This is a genomic window from Mycobacterium bourgelatii (genome assembly GCF_010723575.1).
GTDB classification, from domain to species: Bacteria; Actinomycetota; Actinomycetes; order Mycobacteriales; family Mycobacteriaceae; genus Mycobacterium; species Mycobacterium bourgelatii.
Window position 1 is genome coordinate 758,623 of record NZ_BLKZ01000002.1, and the last position, 17,106, is coordinate 775,728.

Consider the following 17,106-nt stretch of genomic DNA (forward strand, 5'->3'; position numbering starts at 1 on the left):
AGCGTGGCCAGAGAGGGTAGACCCGCCGAAGGATCTTGGACCGAGCATTACCCCGAACTCGGAACCGGTCCAGTCTCATTCAAGGACTCCACCTCACCGGAGTTCTTCGAACTGGAACGCGAGGCCGTGTTCAAACGAGCTTGGCTCAATGTGGCCCGGGTGGAGGAACTTCCGCGCGTCGGAAGCTATGTGACCAAGGAAATCGAAGTCGCGCGCGCCTCGGTCCTGCTCGTCAAGGGCCGCGACGAGAAGATCCGCGCGTTCTACAACGTCTGCCGCCACCGCGGAAACAAACTGGTGTGGAACGACTTTCCCGATCGCGAAACGCGCGGGACGTGCCGCCAGTTCACCTGCAAGTACCACGGGTGGCGCTACAGCCTGGACGGTGCGCTCACCTTTGTGCAACAGCAGTCGGAGTTCTTCGACCTCGACCCCGCCGACTACGGCCTGAGTCCGGTGCACTGCGATGTGTGGAAGGGGTTTGTTTTCATCAACTTTGACCCCGAACCGCGACAAACCCTACGCGAGTTCCTCGGTCCGATGATCACCGGCTTGGACGACTACCCATTCGACAAGTTGACCGAGCGTTACGGCTGGGTCGCTCATAACAACAGCAACTGGAAGATCTTCGCCGACGCGTTCCAGGAGTACTACCACGTGCCCTCGCTGCACCCACAGCAGGTGCCGCCCGAGGTGCGTGTCCCGAACGCCGGATTCACCTGCGGCCATTTCCAACTCGACGGTCCGCACCGGCTGGTGTCGACTGCCGGGCGACGACGCTGGTTGCTACCGCCCGAATACATGTACCCCATCGAACGGGCCACTCGCAGTGGCTTGGTCGGGCCGTGGCGCACCCCCGACATCGGTGAGCTACCGGCGGGGCTCAATCCCGGCGGCATAGAACCGTGGGGTATCAGCAACTTTCAAATCTTCCCCAACACCGAAATCCTCATCTATGGCGGTTGGTACCTGCTCTACCGGTACTGGCCAACCTCGTACAACACCCATCGGTTCGAGGCCTACACCTACTTCCACCCGGCTCGCACGGTGCGCGAGCGAATCGAACACGAAGTGGCGTCGGTGGTGCTCAAGGAGTTCGCACTGCAGGACGCCGGCATGCTGGGCGGCACGCAAGCCGCCCTGGAGTACGGCATCGTCGAGGACTTCCCCCTCAACGACCAGGAGATCCTGGTGCGGCACCTGCACAAGGTCGTCGTCGACTGGGTCGAGGCGTACCAACACGAAACCCAACGCGCAACCACCGCGGCCCCGGCAGGAGTCTGAAAATGTCAGAATCCCTGTTGCCCAGCGCCTTTGCTGAACTGGAAGAGTACGCCCGGGTCTGGTGTCTGGCCACCGAGACCGAGCGCTGGAACAAGCGGGTGAACAGCAGCATGGTCGACATGCGCGAGTTCTACGACGCGTTCTTCCCCCGGCTCGAGGAAGCCATCGAGTACTGCGACAAATTCCCCCTCGACGACCTGCCCGACGACGCGCTCAACCTGCTGCACCTGATCTATTCGCTGATCATGGTCGCCATGGCGGTGGAGATCATGCACCAGCCGCTCCCCACCGATGCCGCGGACGCGGTCATGATCCGCACCGACGAGCCGGTGCCCTGATATTCGCTCAGAAAGGACAGACGATGAGTCTGCTGACCATCACCAAGCTCAGCGAGTCCGTCGGCGCTGAGGTCACCGGCCTGGACCCCACCCACCTGGCGGACAACGACGCGATCGGGGACGCAATCCTGGAAGCGTTGGAAGACAACGGAGTCCTGGTCTTCCGCGGGCTCAATCTCTCGCCCGAAGACCAGGTCGTGTTCTGCCGTCGGCTCGGCGAGATCGATCACAGCTCCGATGGCCACCACCCCGTCGCCGGCATCTATCCGATCACGCTGGACAAGTCGAAGAACGCCTCGGCGGACTACCTGAAGGCGACGTTCGACTGGCACATCGACGGGTGCACGCCCATTGGGGACGACTATCCGCAGAAGGCCACCGTCCTTTCGGCGGTTCACGTCGCCGAAAAGGGCGGCGAAACCGAATTCGCCAACTCCTACGCCGCCTACGATGCACTGACCGACGAAGAGAAGGAACGATTCGCCACGCTGCGCGTCGTCCACTCCCTGGAAGCGTCCCAACGGCGAGTCACGCCGAACCCCACCCCGGAACTGTTGGCGCGCTGGCGCTCTCGCCGTACCCACGCACACCCGTTGGTGTGGACCCATCGCAGCGGCCGCAAGTCCCTGGTGTTGGGTGCCTCCGCCGACTACATCGTTGGCATGGACCTCGACGAAGGTCGAGCCCTGCTCGACGAGCTGCTGAAGCGAGCCACGGAGCGCGACAAGGTGTACAGCCATTCCTGGTCGGTCGGGGACACGGTGATCTGGGACAACCGCGGGGTGCTGCATCGAGCGGCACCGTACGACCCCGACTCGCCCCGGGAAATGCTGCGCACTACCGTGCTCGGTGATGAACCGATCCAATAGTCCGACGTGAAGTCCACTGACGAAGTAGCGCTGTTCATCTCGACAACGCGTGCCTTTCTCGACCGTCACGCGACGGTAGGACACCAACGGGCGTTGCACGCCGAAGGCCGCGGCGTCGACGCGCAGTGGTGGCGGCAAGCCGCTGAGCTCGGCTGGGCGGGACTGCTGGTGCCCGAGGAACTCGGCGGCGGCAACGTCTCGGGCAGCGGCCTGCATGATTTGGCAGCAGTCGCCGAACAGCTCGGTCACACGGTGGCGCCCGGACCTTTGTACCCGGTGAGCACGGTGCTGGCGGGGCTCGTCGACGCGGACAACCGCAGCGAGCACGCGGACACTATCCACGCGCTCACTTCCGGTCAGGCAGTGGCGGCGTGGGCGGTCTACGAACCCGGTCGGCAATTCAGTCCGCAGCGGCCCAGCTTGACCGCGACCGCGACCGCGAACGGATATCGCCTCGACGGTGTCAAAGATCGAGTGGAGGCCGGCGAACAGGCCGACCTACTGCTGGTCACGGCGCAAGCCGATGACGGTCTGCGCCAATTCCTGGTCCCCGCCGACGCTTCCGGCCTGTCCCGGCACCCGCAAGGCAACATTGACCTGGTAAAGCGTTACGCCCGAGTCGAATTCGACGCCGTCACGGTCGACAACAACGCGGCCGTAGGCTCCGCCGCACAGACGCCCGCGCTGATCGAACGGCAAAGCCATGTCGCGATGCTGCTGCAGTGCGCCGAGACCGTCGGCATCCTCGACACCGTGATCTCGATGACCCTTGACTGGGCACGCGACCGCTACAGCTTCGGCCGCCCCCTGGCGTCCTACCAGGCGATCAAACACCGGCTGGCCGATAAGACCATGTGGTTGCACGCGTGCAGGGCCGTAACCGCCGGCGCGGTCGACCGGGTGGCCGCACGAGCCGCGGACGCCGGACTGTGGGTCAGCGCAACGAAGTCCTACCTCGGCGAGCATGCCGGGCCGCTGGTTCAGGACTGTGTGCAGCTGCACGGCGGCATCGGCGTTACCTGGGAACATGACCTGCACCTGTTCTTGAGAAGGATCACCCTGTACCGCAACATGTTCGGCACCCCATCCGAGCACCATCAAGCCATCTATCGGCAGGCCAGACCGGGCGGTCCGGCCGCATGAGCGAATCGGTAGCGGAATTCGCCGCCCGGGCGCGGGTATGGCTGGCCGACAACATGCCTCGCCTCGATCCAAATGTTGTGCCCAGAGCCGGCCGCGACGACGAAGGCGCCTGGCAGCGCGCCCGCGAACTGCAGCAGCGCCTGTACGCCGGCGGATTCGCCGGAATCTGCTTTCCGCGCGAGTACGGGGGCCTGGGCCTCGATGTCGCCTACCAGAAGGCGTTCGACGCCGAAGCCGTCGACTACGAGATGCCCCTGATCCTCAACGTCCCCACCTTCACCATCTGCTGTGCGACCCTGCTCGACGCCGGCACCGAAGCGCAGAAGCGGCAACACATTTCGGCGGCCCTGCGCGGCGAGGAAGTGCTCGTGCAGTTGCTCTCCGAACCCGGTGGCGGATCGGATCTCGCCGGGCTGATCACCCGTGCCGAGCGTGACGGACAGCATTGGGTTATCAACGGCGCCAAGACGTGGAGCACCAGCGCCTTCGCCGCCGACTACGGACTGCTACTGGCTCGCACTGACCCCACCGTGCCGAAACACGATGGGCTGACGATGTTTTTGGTGCCCGTGCATGCGCCCGGAGTGACGTTGCGGCGCATCGAGCAGGTCGACGGCTCCAACGAATTCTGTGAAGAGTTCTTCGACGGTCTGCGCGTCGACGACTCTGCGGTGGTGGGCGAGGTCAACAAGGGTTGGGACGTCGCCGGGCGACTGTTGTTCCATGAGCGGCGCGCCGTAGGGCAGGGCTCGGAGTTCGCCAGCGGCCGGGGGCGCGAACGCGCCGAGGATTCCTACGCCGACTTCTTCGCCCTGGCGGACGCGGCCGGCCTGGCCGACGATCCGTTGACGCAGGACAAGGTCGGCCGGGTCTTGGCCCGCCGGATGGTGCGCGACTGCCTGGTCGATCATGTCTCCGAGGCCATGCGTACGGGCAGCCTGCCGCCGGCCGCGGGTTCGCTCATCCGGCTGTTCCACTCCGATGTGACGTTCCTGCAGGTCGATACCGCGATGGAGATCGCCGGTCCGCTCGGCGTCGTCGACGGCGTCGAACAGTTGCGGAAAGCAGGCCAGCGGTACCTTTCCCGGCAGACGGTCGCGCTGGGGGGCGGCAGCGACGAGATGGCGCGCAACGTGATCGGCGAACGTGTCCTCGGATTGCCGCGGGAGTACGCCGCGGACCGCGGTGTGCCGTTTAACCAGGTGCGACACAATGCGGCCAAACGTGCTGGCGGGCAGCCCTGATCGACAGTGCAATACTGCGAAGTATGAGTCTTGGGGGTGTCTCGCGAGTCTGGCCGGCTATGGCGGCGGTGGCCTGGGCCGTCCTCGTGCCGTGGCCAACGGCGGGCGCGGACCCGCTGCAACCGCCGCCTCAGTTCCCGGATATCGACGCCTATCCGGCCGTCAACCTCAATGACTACGCCCACTTCGGCAGTCATCCCAGTGGCTCGGGTTGGCTCTTCAAGACGCCCAACGGTGTGACGTGCGCCGTCAGTTTGCTCGATGACATCGGTGCCACGTGCTGGGGTGACGCGGTCGGTCCGCCCACGCAGTCCGAGGTCAACGCCACCTCGATGCATGCGGGCCGATACAGTCCGCGTGACCCCAACTGGAACCCCGACGCGACGGTGTTGCCGGTCGGCACCAAGCTCGACAACGGCAACGGAATCGCCTGCGCGGTAACCGCTCCCGATTCGGTGGCATGTCGCACCGGGCCCAATCGGGGCATCGATACGAGCAATCCGCAGAACAGCCGTTACGGCGTACATGGATTCGTCCTGCAGCCCGGCGGCAACTGGACGTTCTGACTCGCCATCGCCTATGGATATGACGAACGGTCTCGACGTACGCGGACGAGCCATACATGACGGGGAGCTAGCGGCCTGGCTGGCCGAACACAGCTTGGGTAACCGATTCGGCCTGGCCGTCGTCGGAACCGGCGCAACCCAAGGCGCCAAAGCCACCGCCCTGGCGATCGTCGCCGCCGACGGAGAGGGCCGCTACATCGACGTCGACCGCCTGACACCCGACGACGAGGCAGCGTTGGCGTCGTGGCTCGCCGACCCGGGCCCGCCCAAAGCCATTCACGAGGCAAAGTCGGCGATGCACGCGCTGGCCGGCCGCGGCTGGATCCTGCGTGGCGTCACCTCTGATACCGCGTTGGCGGCTCACCTGCTGCAGCCGACGAAACCGGGCGTGGGTTTGAATGACCTGCTGATACGTCACATGCGTTGCGCGCTGCCGGTGTCGCAGGACAGCCCGGTGCAGGCGCTTATTTTGCGGGCATGTGCCGTGCTCGACTTGGCCGACGTGTTGGACGAGGAATTGGCGCGCAGTAACGCCTTCGTGCTGCTGAGCCGAGTCGAGCTGCCGCTGCAACGTCTACAGACCGAGTTGGAGATCACGGGCGTTGCGGTAAATCGCGCCGCGCTGATTGCAGCACGCGGACGGGCCGCCGTCGACGAATTGCTCGATGCCATTGCCGCGGACGGGCGGATCCACGCCACATCGCAATTCGATTTGTCGAGCGGGCCGATCCGAGAGGCGTTCGTGGCGGGTGACGGCTTCACCGACCTGATGGCGGCCCGCTATCGCGATTATGCGGCCGATGCCGTCAAGACGGCGATCATCGACCTCGACCAGTCGCTCACAGCCGCGGGATTGACGTCACGCCTGGTCCTGCAGGCGGGAAACGAGTTGCTGTTCGAGGTGGCCAGCGCGGAGCGCGACGAACTTGAGGCGCTGGTTCGCGAGCAGCTGGGTGAGCTTGGCGTCTCCGTCGGTTTCGGCCCGAATTGGGCTGCGGCGGCGCTGGCGAGCCTGTAACTGTGCAGGTGCCTTCTCGGTCTTTTCCTGCAAATCTTCAGGCTCGCGGATCGACGCCGGCCTACTTGCCCTTGCCTTCTAGACCGGCGTCGGGATTCTGCGCTTCGGCGCTGTCATCGAGCTTTTCGCCCGGGTCTTGAGGCGGTTGTTCGTCGCCGCTCGGCGACGGTTGTTCCGACGTAGTCACGATCTCCCCGTTCGTTAGAGCGTGCCCGTCAGCTACCCGGGCCGGACGCCGACGAAACGCGAAACCGAAAGAGAGCCGGTCAGTCGAGCGCCCCGGCCGCCAGCGCGGCCGCGTTGATCTTGGTCAGCACCTCGCGCAGGTGGTCCAACTCGGCAAGGTCCACCCCGAGCCGTTCGACCACCGCGGGTGGAACCTTGATCGCCTGCCGACGCAACGCGCGACCCTTATTCGTAAGCTCCACGTGTGTGGTGCGTTCGTCGGCCGCGCTACGCGTGCGCTTGATCAAGCCTTGCGCCTGCAAGCGCTTGAGCATAGGCGACAAGGTCGCCGAATCCAGCTGCAAGGCCTTCGCAATATCCTTGACCGACAACGGATCTCCACCCGACTTCGCGTTGTCCCAAAGCGCCAGCATCACCAGGTACTGCGCATGGGTCAACCCCAATGGTTCCAACAATGGCCGGTAGACCGCGAGCACCGCGCGATTCGTGACCGCCAACGCGAAGCAAACCTGAAGCTCCAGTGACAGCGGGTCAAGGTCGGTACTAGTCGAGGAATTCGACATGTCGTGTACCGGCGTCAGAACGGGCTGCTGTTCGCTTGCCACTCGGCCGATTCAGGGCGCGGCCCATAGCGGCGCGCGTAGTCCTCGTGAATGTGAGCTTCCTTCTGCCGCTTGATCACATCGACGAGGTTCGGGTCCAGACCGTGCTGCAGGAGGCGGTGACGCCGCCACACCTTGTTCAACGCCATCGCCATCAACAACGCCCAGATGTAGAGGGGCGCGGTCATCTCCGTGTGCACATAAAGCGACGCGGGCAACAACCAGAACGGCGCGAGGATGAAGATTGGCGGTATCGCCCACCGGATCATGTGACGGCGTACGGCTCCGTGACCCGCGAGGTCATTGGCCACCCACTCACGCATCGAGGGAGGCAAGCACTTTCCATACGAGTAAGTGATGTATTGCCACAGGTTGGGACGATCCGCTGCCATGCTTACATCGTATCCAATTAGTTAGTGCGCTAACTATGTCAGCCTCGTCACACCTTGCGCGCACACCTATTGGGGGCACTTACAGTCGAATGGTGACGATCGCCTATGACGAGGCACTGCGCGAACGGATCCGGGTCCATTTGACGGGCCACGAACGGCGCGCAGTGAGCGACCCGACCAAGCGGCATGCCGCGGTCGCGGTGGTGCTCGTCGACTCCGAACTCGGCGAGGACAGAGTGGACCCGGCGAACGTTGACGACTGGAATGACGGATGGCCCATGCCGGCATGGGGTCTGGACGGCCGGATGGTCGACGTGTCAGGCGGTGCCGCATTCCTCCTGTGTCGCAGAACCTCTCGCCTCAACTCGCATCCGGCACAGTGGGCGCTGCCCGGTGGCCGCCTCGACCCCGGGGAAACGGTGATCGACGCCGCGTTGCGTGAACTCGACGAAGAGGTCGGCGTCAGGCTCCCCGACTCGACCGTGCTCGGCGTCCTCGACGACTACCCGACCCGCTCCGGATACGTGATCACCCCGGTGGTGATTTGGGGTGGTGGCCGGCTCGATCTGCGGCCCGCGCCCGACGAGGTCGTTGCGGTGTACCGCGTCGGATTGCATCAGCTGCAACGCGACGATTCACCGAGGTACATCAGCATTCCGGAAAGCCCTCGTCCGGTGGTACAGATCCCGCTGGGTAATGACCTGATTCACGCGCCGACGGGAGCCGTGCTGCTGCAGATGCGGTGGCTGGGTCTGGAAGGCCGTCATGACCCGGTCGATCACCTGGAGCAACCAACCTTCGCCTGGAAGTAGGGTCCGCCGCAGCGTTGGGCCGCAGTGCGACAATCTGGCGGTGAGAATCGCGACCGTCGGCGTCCACATTCTCGACGTTCACGTCATCGGCATCGAGTCCATTCCGGACGGATCCACGGGTGCCCTGGTAGAAACCATCGCCTTCTCGGCGGCCGGCACCGCCGGTGGCACCGCCGTCGTCCTCAGCCGACTCGGCGCCGAGGTGCATACCTTCGGTGCCATCGGCGGCGACGCCATCGGCCAGAGCCTGGTCAACCTGCTTGCCGCCGAGGGGGTCGATACCAGCGGTCTGGTCGTCAAGCCCGGCAGCCAAACGTCGTCATCGGTGATACCCGTGCGGCCGAACGGTGACCGACCCGCGTGGCACTGCGTCGGCGCGAATGGCCAATACAGCGTGGACGATTTCAAGCCGGACGCACTGGGCCAATTCACGCACCTCCATCTCGGCGGGCCCGAGTTCCTGGGCGGTGTGGCCGCCGGTGAGCTTCTGGCGCCGGCGCGCTCAAAGGGCCTCACCACGTCTGTCGACATCCTGGCCGCCGGCGATCCCGGCACCCTCGAGTGGATCGCAGATGCGTTGCCCCACACCGACTATCTGCTGCCCAACGACGAACAGGTGCGCGGGTTCACCGGGTCCGAGTCACTCGTCGACGGCGCACGCGCCCTCATCGACCGGGGTGTCGGCTGCGTCGCCCTCACCTGCGGCGGCGACGGGGCAATCGTCGTCACCGCCGACGAGGTCGTCGAGGTCCCCGCGTACGCCATCAACGTTGTGGACACCACCGGGTGTGGCGACGCCTTCTCCGCCGGGTTCCTGGTGGGACGATCCCTCGGCCGTGACTTTCGCGCCGCGGCGCAACTCGGCTGTGCGGTGGCGGCGCACGTCGCGCAGGGCATCGGCACGGGCGCCGGACGCTACGACCTCGCCACCGTCGAGGCGTTCGCTTCCTCGGCGCCGACTGCCTAGCGACTCACGGCAGGCGTGACGTCGACGAGTCCGGACAGCGCTGTCGGCAATGGCCCAACATGCAGCACGCCGAGGCGCTGCGTCGCACGCGTCAACGCGACATACAACTCGGCGGCACCCCGCGGGCCTTCGGACAGGATCCGTTCCGGCTCCACCACCAGGACCGCGTCGAACTCCAGCCCCTTTGTTTCCGACGGGAGGATCGCACCGGGCACCCCGGCCGGACCTATCACAACGCTGGTGCCTTCCCGGCCGGCTTCGTCGCGGACGAATTCCTCGATGGCAGCGGGTAGTTCGTGCTCAGTGACCCGCTTGGACCACGGCGCGACGCCACATGCACGAACGGATTCGGGTGGCCGAACTCCCGGCGCGAACTCGGCGAGCAGCGCGGTGGCGACGGCCATGATTTCTGTAGGGGTGCGGTAGTTGACCGACAGCGACCGGTAAACCCACCGATCCGCCGCATACGGTTGCAGCATCGCTTCCCACGACCTCGCCCCGGCCTCCGACCGGCGCTGCGCGAGATCGCCTACCACAGTGAAGGATCGAGCCGGGCAGCGTCGCATCAGCACCCGCCAGTCCATCTCCGACAACTCCTGTGCCTCGTCGACCACCACGTGCCCATACGTCCAATTCCGGTCCGCCGCAGCACGTTCGACGAGATCACGGGTATCCCGCTCGGCGAATCGTTCCGCCAGGTCCTCGCCGTAGATCAGGTCGGTGGCGAGCAGGCGGTCTTCGTCGTCCATCAGGTCCTCGCGGCTGAGCATGAGGTCCAGCACGCCGGCGGCGTATTCGGCTTGGGCTTGCCGTTCCTGTTCGGCCGCTTCGTCTGCCGCCCTGTCGCCGCCCAATAGATCGACGAGTTCGTCGAGTAGCGGTACGTCGGACACCGTCCAGGCCAGGCCATCGGCACGTTCGAGCGCGGGGTCGGCTCCGGCCGCCCGCAGCCGCTCGGGTGATTCGTACAACGTCGAAAGCAGGTTCTCCGGCGTCAGTATCGGCCAGAGTTCGGCGAGCGCGGCCTTGAATTGGCGGTTGCCGGCGAGCTCCTCAGTCAGGTCCTCCCGCAACTGTTCCCACGCCTGGGTGTCCTTGCGGCTCAGCCAACCACGTCCGATCCGGGCGATGGCCCGTTCGGTGAGCACGTACGTGACGATCTCCCGAAACACCGAGCGCGCATCGTTGTGCGGCAGGCCGCTGTCCCGCGCCTCCTGCCTGGCCCACTCCGCGGTCTCGGCATCGATCTGCACCGTGACGTCCGATAACTCGATCGGCAGCGGGTCCTCGGGTAGCCGCTGTCGGTCGGTGATCGCCGCCTTGAGGACGTCCAACATCTGTAGCGAGCCTTTGAGGCGCGCCACTTGCGGGGTGTCCTCGGCGGTGATGTGCAGTCCGGGCACGAGGTCACCAATGGTCATGAACACCACCTCGGACTCGCCCAATGACGGCAGCACCCGGTCGATGTACTTCAGGAACGCCTGGTTGGGGCCAACCACCAGCACCCCTTGCCGTTCGAACCGGTCCCGCTGCGTGTACAGCAGGTACGCGACGCGGTGCAGCGCAACCACCGTCTTGCCGGTGCCCGGCCCACCCTCGATGACCAGCACCCCTGCGTGATCGAGTCGGATGATCCGGTCCTGTTCGGCCTGAATCGTCGCCACGATGTCGCGCATGCCGTCGCCGCGCGGCGCGTTGACCGCGGCGAGGAGTGCCGCGTCGCCGCGCTCACCGTCCCCGGGACGGCCGAACACCTCGTCGGTGAATTCGAGCACGCGCCGCCCCCGGGTGTGGAACTGGCGACGCCGCCGCATGTTTTCCGGGCTGGCCGCCGTGGCGATGTAGAACGCTTGCGCCGCCGGCGCCCGCCAATCCAGCAAAAGGGGCTGGTAGTCGTTGTCTTCGTCGAGAAGGCCGATGCGGCCGATGTACAGCCGTTCGCCCGTCCGGGCGTCGAGCCGGCCGAAGCACAATCCGTTGTCTGCCACATCAAGCCGTCGCACGGACCTGGCCAGGGCGCGCACCTCGCTGTCGCGCTGCACCAAGGTCCCGCCATCCATTTGGTCGATGGGGCTCCGCAGCGCCTCTTGGTAGCTGTTCTTCAGCCGTGCGCGCTCGGCGTCGAGCCGCGCGTAAAGGTTGGCCACGTAGCTTTGTTCGGAACGTAATTCGTCCTCGTAGTTATGAGTTGACACGTCTCCCTCTTGGTCCCCCTCGCGGCCTGCTTTTGGCCTAGGCCAGCGATTGTGCGGCATGACCCCGGCCTTGCCGCAAGCCCCGGTCGCCGTTATAGGCTGGATGTGGCAACACGGAATGACCTTCTCAGCATCCCACCGTCACACGGCGTAGTGTCCACGACAATGGACCTTGACCGCATCACCCACCCGCTGCGACTGGCCCGCGGATCCCACCAGCCAGGGTCGGGCAAAGGGTGCGCGATGAACGTCATCTCCTACATCAACGGCGACGAGCAGATCACCGACTTCCCGGCGACGACGGCGCGGCCGTTGGCATCCTTCGTGCAGCTGTGCAACGACCAGCTGGCCGGACCGGACGGCTACCTGTCGCCCGAGGACAGCCTGCTCGTCCTGGACCTGGCTTGGCTGACGGTAGGTACCGCCTCACCGACGGACAGCGTTGGCGACACCGTGATTCACGCCTGGGTGTCGAAGCTGCTCGTCAGTCCGCCATGGGGTGTCGTTCGCTACGCGGAAAGCGCCGCCGCGCAAGTGGTTTCTGACATCGCCGAGCTGCATCGCAGGTTTGTCCCCGGTGCCACGCCGCCGATTGCCTTATGGGACAGTGCAGCTCGCGCCGCACGTGAGATCAGCGCCGCGATGGAGCCGTGCGCCCAGCGGTATGCGGTCCGGGCGGCCTACCAGTCGACCTCGCTCATTCACACCGATGATTGGGGCACCCTGGACGCCGTCACCGGCAATGCGCTGCGCGCGCACCGACTGGCCCACTTGGATGGCGGCGCCGCCCAGATCGTGGGTGTCACCCGCAATGCCATCCGATCGTGGCGTCGTCTCGCCGGTTTGAGCGTCGTCGGCGATCCGAAGCGCAAAGGTGTTGCGGCTTAACGCAACCGGCTACATCTGCGCCCAGACGATCTTGGTCTGCAGGTAGGTCTCGATGCCGGCCTTGCCGGATTCGTAGCCCCAGCCGGATTGCTTGTACCCGCCGAACGGCATGGAGTGGTCGAACTGCATCTGGCAGTTCAGCCCGACGGTGCCGGCCTTGAGTCGCTTGGCGATCCGGTGGGCGCGGCCGAGGTCATTCGTCCAGGTGGTGGCGGCCAGGCCGTAGGTGCTGTTGTTGGCCAAGGCGACCGCCTCGTCCTCGTCATCGAACGGCAGGATGGTCACGACCGGACCGAAGATCTCCTCCTGGAACAACCTGCTGTTGTCGGGATCGACGTTGGTGACGACGGTCGGGTGCACGAAGTAGCCCTTGCGGTCCAATCGACTTCCGCCGGTGACGATTTCGACTCCGTCGGATTTGCCCTGATCGATGTAACCCAGGACGCGATTGAGCTGCTTCTGGCTGATCAGCGGCCCGACCATGGCGCCCTCGTCCTGGGGGCCACCCAACTGCATGAGATTCGCCATGTTGGCGATGCCCTCCACCACCTGTTCGTAGATGCCGCGCTGGGCGAAGATGCGCGATCCGCAGACACACGCCTGGCCGGAGTGGATGAACGTACCGAACGACGCCATCGGGATGGCGAGGTCGAGGTTGGCGTCGTCGAACATCACCACCGGCGACTTGCCGCCGAGCTCGAGGGTGATCTTGTTGAGGTTGCTGTCCGCCGAGGCGTGCACGATCGCGCGGCCGACCTCGGTCGAACCGGTGAAGGCAACTTTCTCCACGTCGGGGTGCGCGGTGATCGCCGCCCCAGCGGTGTGGCCGTAGCCGTTGACCAGATTGACCACACCTTCCGGCACCCCGGCTTCGGCGAGGATCCGATCGAGAACCAGGGCCGAAAGGGGAGTCTCCTCAGCGGGTTTCACCACGCTGCTGCAACCCGCGGCCAGTGCGGGCGCGAGCTTGGCGCAGAAGTTGAAGACCGGGCCGTTCCACGGGAAGATCAGCCCCACCACGCCGTACGGCTCGCGCAGCGTGTAGGTGTGCATGTGTGAGTCGACGCCGGTGAGTCCGCCGGTGTTGACGTCACGCGCTATCCCGTCGATCTTGGTGCACCATCCGGCGTAGTAGCGAAACCATTCGGAACCGACCTTGGTGATGATCTGCGCTTGGGCGGGCGGAATTCCGGCGTTGAGCGATTCGAGCTCGGCGAGAATGTTCGCGTTCTCGTCGATCAGGTCGGCGACCCGCCACAGCACCTTGGCGCGCTCGTAGTCGGGCAGGCCGGACCAGACCCCGGCCTCGGCGGACGCCTTTGCGCGCGCGACCGCGGCGTCGATCGCCTCGGGTCCGCAGTCGGTGAACTCGGTGATCTGCTCCTCGGTGGACGGGTCGATGATGGGAATGACCTCACCCGTGCCGGGCCGTTCACGAATTTCCTCCAGCACAGCCTGCACCGACATGACTGATCCCCTCCTCGCGGCGTTGCGACTTTCCGAGGAAGTTACGCGCTTAACCTCGTCGTGTCCAACGCTCAGTACTGCGACACGCTGGTCGTCAGGTCGAGGCCCGGACGATCAACCGGGCGATATCGGCCGGTTCCGGCGGTGGTGGCGCGGGATAGCCCAGCTCGCTGAGCAGCGCGGCGATCGCAGCGTCCGCCACGGCGATGGGATTGAACTCCACCGTCGTCAACGGAGGTGAGCTCAGGGCTGCCATCGGGGTGGCGTCGACGCCCATCACGGCAAGGTCGTCGGGACAACGCAAACCCGCTTCGCGGATCCCGTACAGCACCAGGCAAGCGATCTCGTCGCTCTGCGCGCACACCGCGGTGACACCGTCGCGCACCCAGTCGGTGACCACCCGCGCGGCGTTGTCCTGGGTGACATCGGCTACCTGGACGGGCGGGAGGCCACGCGCCTGGGCCGCTCCGGTGACACCCTGCAACCAGTAGTCCCCCAGGGGCCGCCACCGCTTAATTCCGGTGTAGGCGAACCCAATTCGCTGGTGGCCCCGAGACACTAGGTGCTCGACCCGCAGTTCGCCGACTGACAGATGCGGATCGCCGAGTGCCTGCAACGTCCCGATCTCGATATGCGGGATGGCAGCCGACCGCACCATGTCGAGGACCTTGGCGCTGAGCGGAAACAGGCTGGCGATCGCGACGGGGTCAATGTTCTTGATCGCGTCGATGACGTGCTGATCGTCTTCGGTCTCGAAGATCTGCACCTGCAGCAACCCACGGCCCGCCAATTCCGTGGTCATCCGGCTTCCGGCCTGCATCGGCATTTCGCCGACCGCCACCCGCGGAACGATGTACAGCACCACTCCGCTCTTGCCCCGAGCCAGGTTGCGGGCAGCGAGATTGGGCCGGTAGCCGAGTTGTTCGGCGGCCCGGTAGACCGCCTCCCGGGTGCGCGGCGAGATCTTCTTGCCCTCCGCCTCGTTCAGGACGTAACTGACCGTGGCCGTCGATACGCCCACGAGGCGGGCCACATCGGCATTGGTCGGTCGCGTGAGCTTGTTCACGCTTGAGGCGTCACCCTCCGGACCGGCCATGCCTCATCGTGGCATGGCCGCTAGCGAATTGGCAGCCCGGTCAGCGCTCGCGAAATCACCAGGCGTTGGATTTCGCTGGTTCCCTCGAAGATCGTGAAGATCTTCGCGTCGCGGTGCATCCGCTCCACTGGGTAGTCGCGGGTGTACCCGTTGCCGCCCAAGATCTGGATGGCTTCGTCGGTGACATACACCGCGGTCTCACTCGCCACCAGCTTGGCCATCGAACCTTCGGCCGCGTCGAAGCTCTGGTTGTTGCGCGCCATCCAGCCGGCCCGCCACACCAGCAGCCGGGCCGCGTCGATACGACACTTCATGTCGGCAAGCTTGAACGCCACTGCCTGGAATTCGCCGATCTTGCGGCCGAATTGCTCACGCTGGCAAGCATATTCGAGGGCGTACTCGTAGGCGGCTCGCGCCACCCCGACGGCCATCGCGCCGACGGTGGGCCGGGTACGTTCGAAGGTCTTGAGCGCCGCCTGCCCACGGGCCGAAGCGCCGGATTTGACCCGGGCGATGCGGGCCTCGAACTTCTCGCGCCCGCCCAGAATCATGTCCTCGGACAGCCGCACGTTGTCGAGCACCACCTCGGCGGTGTGCGAAGCGCGAATGCCGTGCTTCTTGAACTTCTGCCCTTGCGACAGGCCTTCGATGTCTGACGGAATGACGAATGTGGCCTGACCGCGGGTGCCGAGCTCGGGATAGACCGACGCCACCACGATGTGCACGTTGGCGATACCCCCGTTGGTCGCCCACGTCTTGGTGCCGTTGAGCACCCACTCTTTCGTGGCCTCGTCGTAGCGGGCACGAGTGCGGATGGCGCCGACGTCGGAACCCGCGTCGGGCTCCGAGGAGCAGAAGGCACCGAGCTTGGGATCGTCCGGGGTACCGAACATCTCAGGCAGCCAGCGTCCGAGCTGTTCGGGTGTTCCGTTGCCGGCCAGGGCTGCGGCGGCCAGACCGGTGCCCATGATGGACAGCGCAATGCCGGCGTCGCCCCAGAACATCTCCTCGAACGCCGTGAGCATGCCCAGCCCCGACTCCTCGGCCGCCTGCTGCGCGAAGAAGTCGGGCGAATACAGACCCACCTTCGCCGCCTCTTGGATGATCGGCCAGGGGGTTTCTTCGCGTTCATCCCATTCGGCCGCCGCCGGGCGGATCACCTCGGCCGCGAACTTGTGTACCCAGTCCCGGACTTCGATTACGTCGTCGCTCAGCTGCAACGAGAACGTCATTGCTCTTCTCCTGAATCTGATCGGTTGGTCAGCAGGCTGACCGTCTGGTGCACCCATGCTTCGAGATAGCGGTCTTCGTCGATGTTTCCCGGCAGCCGGCCGGTCAGCGCTTTGAGCGTGGCGGCGTAGGACAGTGCCCCGATCGCGACTGCCGCGGCGGCTTCGGGATCCGGGATGTTGGTGCGGCCCCGCTCGTTCGACGCTTTCAACTCGTCGGCGAACCGTTGATAGGCGTTGTCCGTGATGACTTGCCAGGTCTTTTGGTCGAGGTCGCCGAGTTCGTCGGGTTCGCGCAGCATGACCTTGAGCAGGTCCTCGCCCTGCTTGAGATTGCTCCAGATCAGCTGACCCGCGGTGCGCACCGCCTGTTCCACGTTGCCGGGTCGGCCGGCGTCGAATTGCTCGCGTGCGGACACGATGCTGTCGATCCGGTAGGCAACCGCCGCTTCCAGCAGCTCCCGCTTCGAGGCGAAGTGCTTGTACAGCGCGCCGGAACCTGGTGCCAGGCCGGAAGCCCGCTGGATATCAGCGACCGATGTCGCTGCGTACCCCTTGGCGGCAAACAGCTTCAACGCCTCGGCGAGCAGCCGGTCACGCCCCGACACCTGCATGGTGAGAGAGTACTCACTCACCACGGTGGCGACCAAATCCGCAGGGTTGGCCGGGCCGCGGGGGGCCGGGCCGCGGGGACCTGGGCCACGGGCTGCCGAGTGTGAACTATCTGACGCTGGATCGGCGTGTCGGGCTGTTGCAGATTGCAGCTCGGACCAGCCACCGCGAGCGCGCAACGCCGCCGCAGCGACGCCC

At 65.6% G+C, this 17,106-nt stretch carries 17 protein-coding genes and 1 pseudogene; 10 read left to right on the plus strand and 8 right to left on the minus strand.

The genetic code is table 11. The features are described from left to right. Positions 1-3: 3 nt before the first annotated feature. The 7 genes and pseudogenes from G6N68_RS28455 to G6N68_RS32440 form a co-directional block, all read left to right on the plus strand. Positions 4-1,284, plus strand: coding sequence for an aromatic ring-hydroxylating oxygenase subunit alpha (locus G6N68_RS28455; RefSeq protein WP_163719475.1), 1,281 nt, complete (start codon positions 4-6; stop codon positions 1,282-1,284). Between the two features lie 2 nt (positions 1,285-1,286). Then, the gene (locus G6N68_RS28460; RefSeq protein WP_163719476.1) at positions 1,287-1,622 is read left to right on the plus strand and encodes a hypothetical protein; all 336 of its coding nucleotides are present in this window, start codon (positions 1,287-1,289) and stop codon (positions 1,620-1,622) included. 23 nt (positions 1,623-1,645) lie between these two features. Further along, positions 1,646-2,491, plus strand: coding sequence for a TauD/TfdA dioxygenase family protein (locus tag G6N68_RS28465; protein WP_163719477.1), 846 nt, complete (start codon positions 1,646-1,648; stop codon positions 2,489-2,491). Positions 2,492-2,497: 6 nt separating this feature from the next. Beyond that, positions 2,498-3,634, plus strand: coding sequence for an acyl-CoA dehydrogenase family protein (locus G6N68_RS28470; protein ID WP_163719478.1), 1,137 nt, complete (start codon positions 2,498-2,500; stop codon positions 3,632-3,634). Further along, positions 3,631-4,878 carry an acyl-CoA dehydrogenase family protein gene (locus G6N68_RS28475; RefSeq protein WP_163719479.1) on the plus strand — a complete coding sequence of 416 codons (1,248 nt, stop codon included), beginning with the start codon at positions 3,631-3,633 and terminating at the stop codon, positions 4,876-4,878. Before G6N68_RS28470 ends, G6N68_RS28475 begins: the two co-directional genes overlap by 4 nt. 23 nt (positions 4,879-4,901) lie before the next feature. Beyond that, positions 4,902-5,444 (plus strand): hypothetical protein, encoded by a 543-nt coding sequence (locus G6N68_RS28480; protein WP_163719480.1) that lies wholly within the window; start codon positions 4,902-4,904, stop codon positions 5,442-5,444. 16 nt (positions 5,445-5,460) lie between these two features. Continuing rightward, positions 5,461-6,057: pseudogene (locus G6N68_RS32440) on the plus strand (DNA polymerase I); the annotation flags it as partial. A gap of 466 nt (positions 6,058-6,523) precedes the next feature. Here the strand turns inward: G6N68_RS32440 and G6N68_RS31730 are convergent. The 3 genes from G6N68_RS31730 to G6N68_RS28495 form a co-directional block, all read right to left on the minus strand. Beyond that, on the minus strand, positions 6,524-6,649 hold the full coding sequence (locus G6N68_RS31730) for a hypothetical protein (protein ID WP_263992026.1): 126 nt from the start codon (positions 6,647-6,649) through the stop codon (positions 6,524-6,526). 79 nt (positions 6,650-6,728) lie between these two features. Next, entirely contained in the window at positions 6,729-7,211 is a 483-nt protein-coding gene (locus tag G6N68_RS28490) for a MarR family winged helix-turn-helix transcriptional regulator (RefSeq protein ID WP_163720018.1), read from the minus strand. 14 nt (positions 7,212-7,225) lie between these two features. Next, entirely contained in the window at positions 7,226-7,642 is a 417-nt protein-coding gene (locus G6N68_RS28495) for a DUF5313 domain-containing protein (protein WP_163719482.1), read from the minus strand. A gap of 92 nt (positions 7,643-7,734) precedes the next feature. On the opposite strand from G6N68_RS28495, the gene G6N68_RS28500 reads away from it, so the two are divergent. After that, on the plus strand, positions 7,735-8,454 hold the full coding sequence (locus G6N68_RS28500) for an NUDIX hydrolase (protein WP_163719483.1): 720 nt from the start codon (positions 7,735-7,737) through the stop codon (positions 8,452-8,454). 40 nt (positions 8,455-8,494) lie between these two features. Continuing rightward, positions 8,495-9,421 carry a carbohydrate kinase family protein gene (locus tag G6N68_RS28505; RefSeq protein ID WP_240355962.1) on the plus strand — a complete coding sequence of 309 codons (927 nt, stop codon included), beginning with the start codon at positions 8,495-8,497 and terminating at the stop codon, positions 9,419-9,421. Here the strand turns inward: G6N68_RS28505 and helR are convergent. Beyond that, complete coding sequence (helR, locus tag G6N68_RS28510) at positions 9,418-11,616, minus strand: RNA polymerase recycling motor ATPase HelR (RefSeq protein WP_240355963.1); 2,199 nt, start codon at positions 11,614-11,616, stop codon at positions 9,418-9,420. The two genes, G6N68_RS28505 and helR, sit on opposite strands and share 4 nt — an antisense overlap. 165 nt (positions 11,617-11,781) lie before the next feature. Here helR and G6N68_RS28515 point away from each other — a divergent pair, with 165 nt between their 5' ends. Next, a complete protein-coding gene (locus G6N68_RS28515; protein ID WP_163719485.1) occupies positions 11,782-12,504 on the plus strand; it encodes a hypothetical protein in 723 nt (240 codons plus the stop codon). 9 nt (positions 12,505-12,513) lie between these two features. On the opposite strand, the gene G6N68_RS28520 is transcribed toward G6N68_RS28515, so the two are convergent. From G6N68_RS28520 to G6N68_RS28535, 4 genes are all read right to left on the minus strand, one after another. Further along, positions 12,514-13,971 carry an aldehyde dehydrogenase family protein gene (locus G6N68_RS28520; protein WP_163719486.1) on the minus strand — a complete coding sequence of 486 codons (1,458 nt, stop codon included), beginning with the start codon at positions 13,969-13,971 and terminating at the stop codon, positions 12,514-12,516. Between the two features lie 94 nt (positions 13,972-14,065). After that, positions 14,066-15,067, minus strand: a complete 1,002-nt coding sequence (locus G6N68_RS28525) for a LacI family DNA-binding transcriptional regulator (RefSeq protein WP_163719487.1) — start codon at positions 15,065-15,067, stop codon at positions 14,066-14,068. A gap of 20 nt (positions 15,068-15,087) precedes the next feature. After that, positions 15,088-16,299 (minus strand): acyl-CoA dehydrogenase family protein, encoded by a 1,212-nt coding sequence (locus G6N68_RS28530; RefSeq protein ID WP_163719488.1) that lies wholly within the window; start codon positions 16,297-16,299, stop codon positions 15,088-15,090. Beyond that, positions 16,296-16,910, minus strand: coding sequence for a TetR/AcrR family transcriptional regulator (locus tag G6N68_RS28535; protein ID WP_163719489.1), 615 nt, complete (start codon positions 16,908-16,910; stop codon positions 16,296-16,298). The genes G6N68_RS28530 and G6N68_RS28535 overlap by 4 nt, the downstream gene beginning before the upstream one ends. Positions 16,911-17,106: the final 196 nt, after the last annotated feature.

Bases quoted from the DNA above. Each gene is read 5' to 3' on its own strand.
- G6N68_RS28460 (WP_163719476.1), top strand. From the start codon at position 1,287: ATGTCAGAATCCCTGTTGCCCAGCGCCTTTGCTGAACTGGAAGAGTAC.
- G6N68_RS28465 (WP_163719477.1), top strand. From the start codon at position 1,646: ATGAGTCTGCTGACCATCACCAAGCTCAGCGAGTCCGTCGGCGCTGAG.
- G6N68_RS28475 (WP_163719479.1), top strand. From the start codon at position 3,631: ATGAGCGAATCGGTAGCGGAATTCGCCGCCCGGGCGCGGGTATGGCTG.
- G6N68_RS28480 (WP_163719480.1), top strand. From the start codon at position 4,902: ATGAGTCTTGGGGGTGTCTCGCGAGTCTGGCCGGCTATGGCGGCGGTG.
- G6N68_RS28490 (WP_163720018.1), bottom strand. From the start codon at position 7,211: ATGTCGAATTCCTCGACTAGTACCGACCTTGACCCGCTGTCACTGGAG.
- G6N68_RS28495 (WP_163719482.1), bottom strand. From the start codon at position 7,642: ATGGCAGCGGATCGTCCCAACCTGTGGCAATACATCACTTACTCGTAT.
- G6N68_RS28515 (WP_163719485.1), top strand. From the start codon at position 11,782: ATGGACCTTGACCGCATCACCCACCCGCTGCGACTGGCCCGCGGATCC.
- G6N68_RS28520 (WP_163719486.1), bottom strand. From the start codon at position 13,971: ATGTCGGTGCAGGCTGTGCTGGAGGAAATTCGTGAACGGCCCGGCACG.
- G6N68_RS28525 (WP_163719487.1), bottom strand. From the start codon at position 15,067: ATGGCCGGTCCGGAGGGTGACGCCTCAAGCGTGAACAAGCTCACGCGA.
- G6N68_RS28530 (WP_163719488.1), bottom strand. From the start codon at position 16,299: ATGACGTTCTCGTTGCAGCTGAGCGACGACGTAATCGAAGTCCGGGAC.
- G6N68_RS28535 (WP_163719489.1), bottom strand. From the start codon at position 16,910: ATGCAGGTGTCGGGGCGTGACCGGCTGCTCGCCGAGGCGTTGAAGCTG.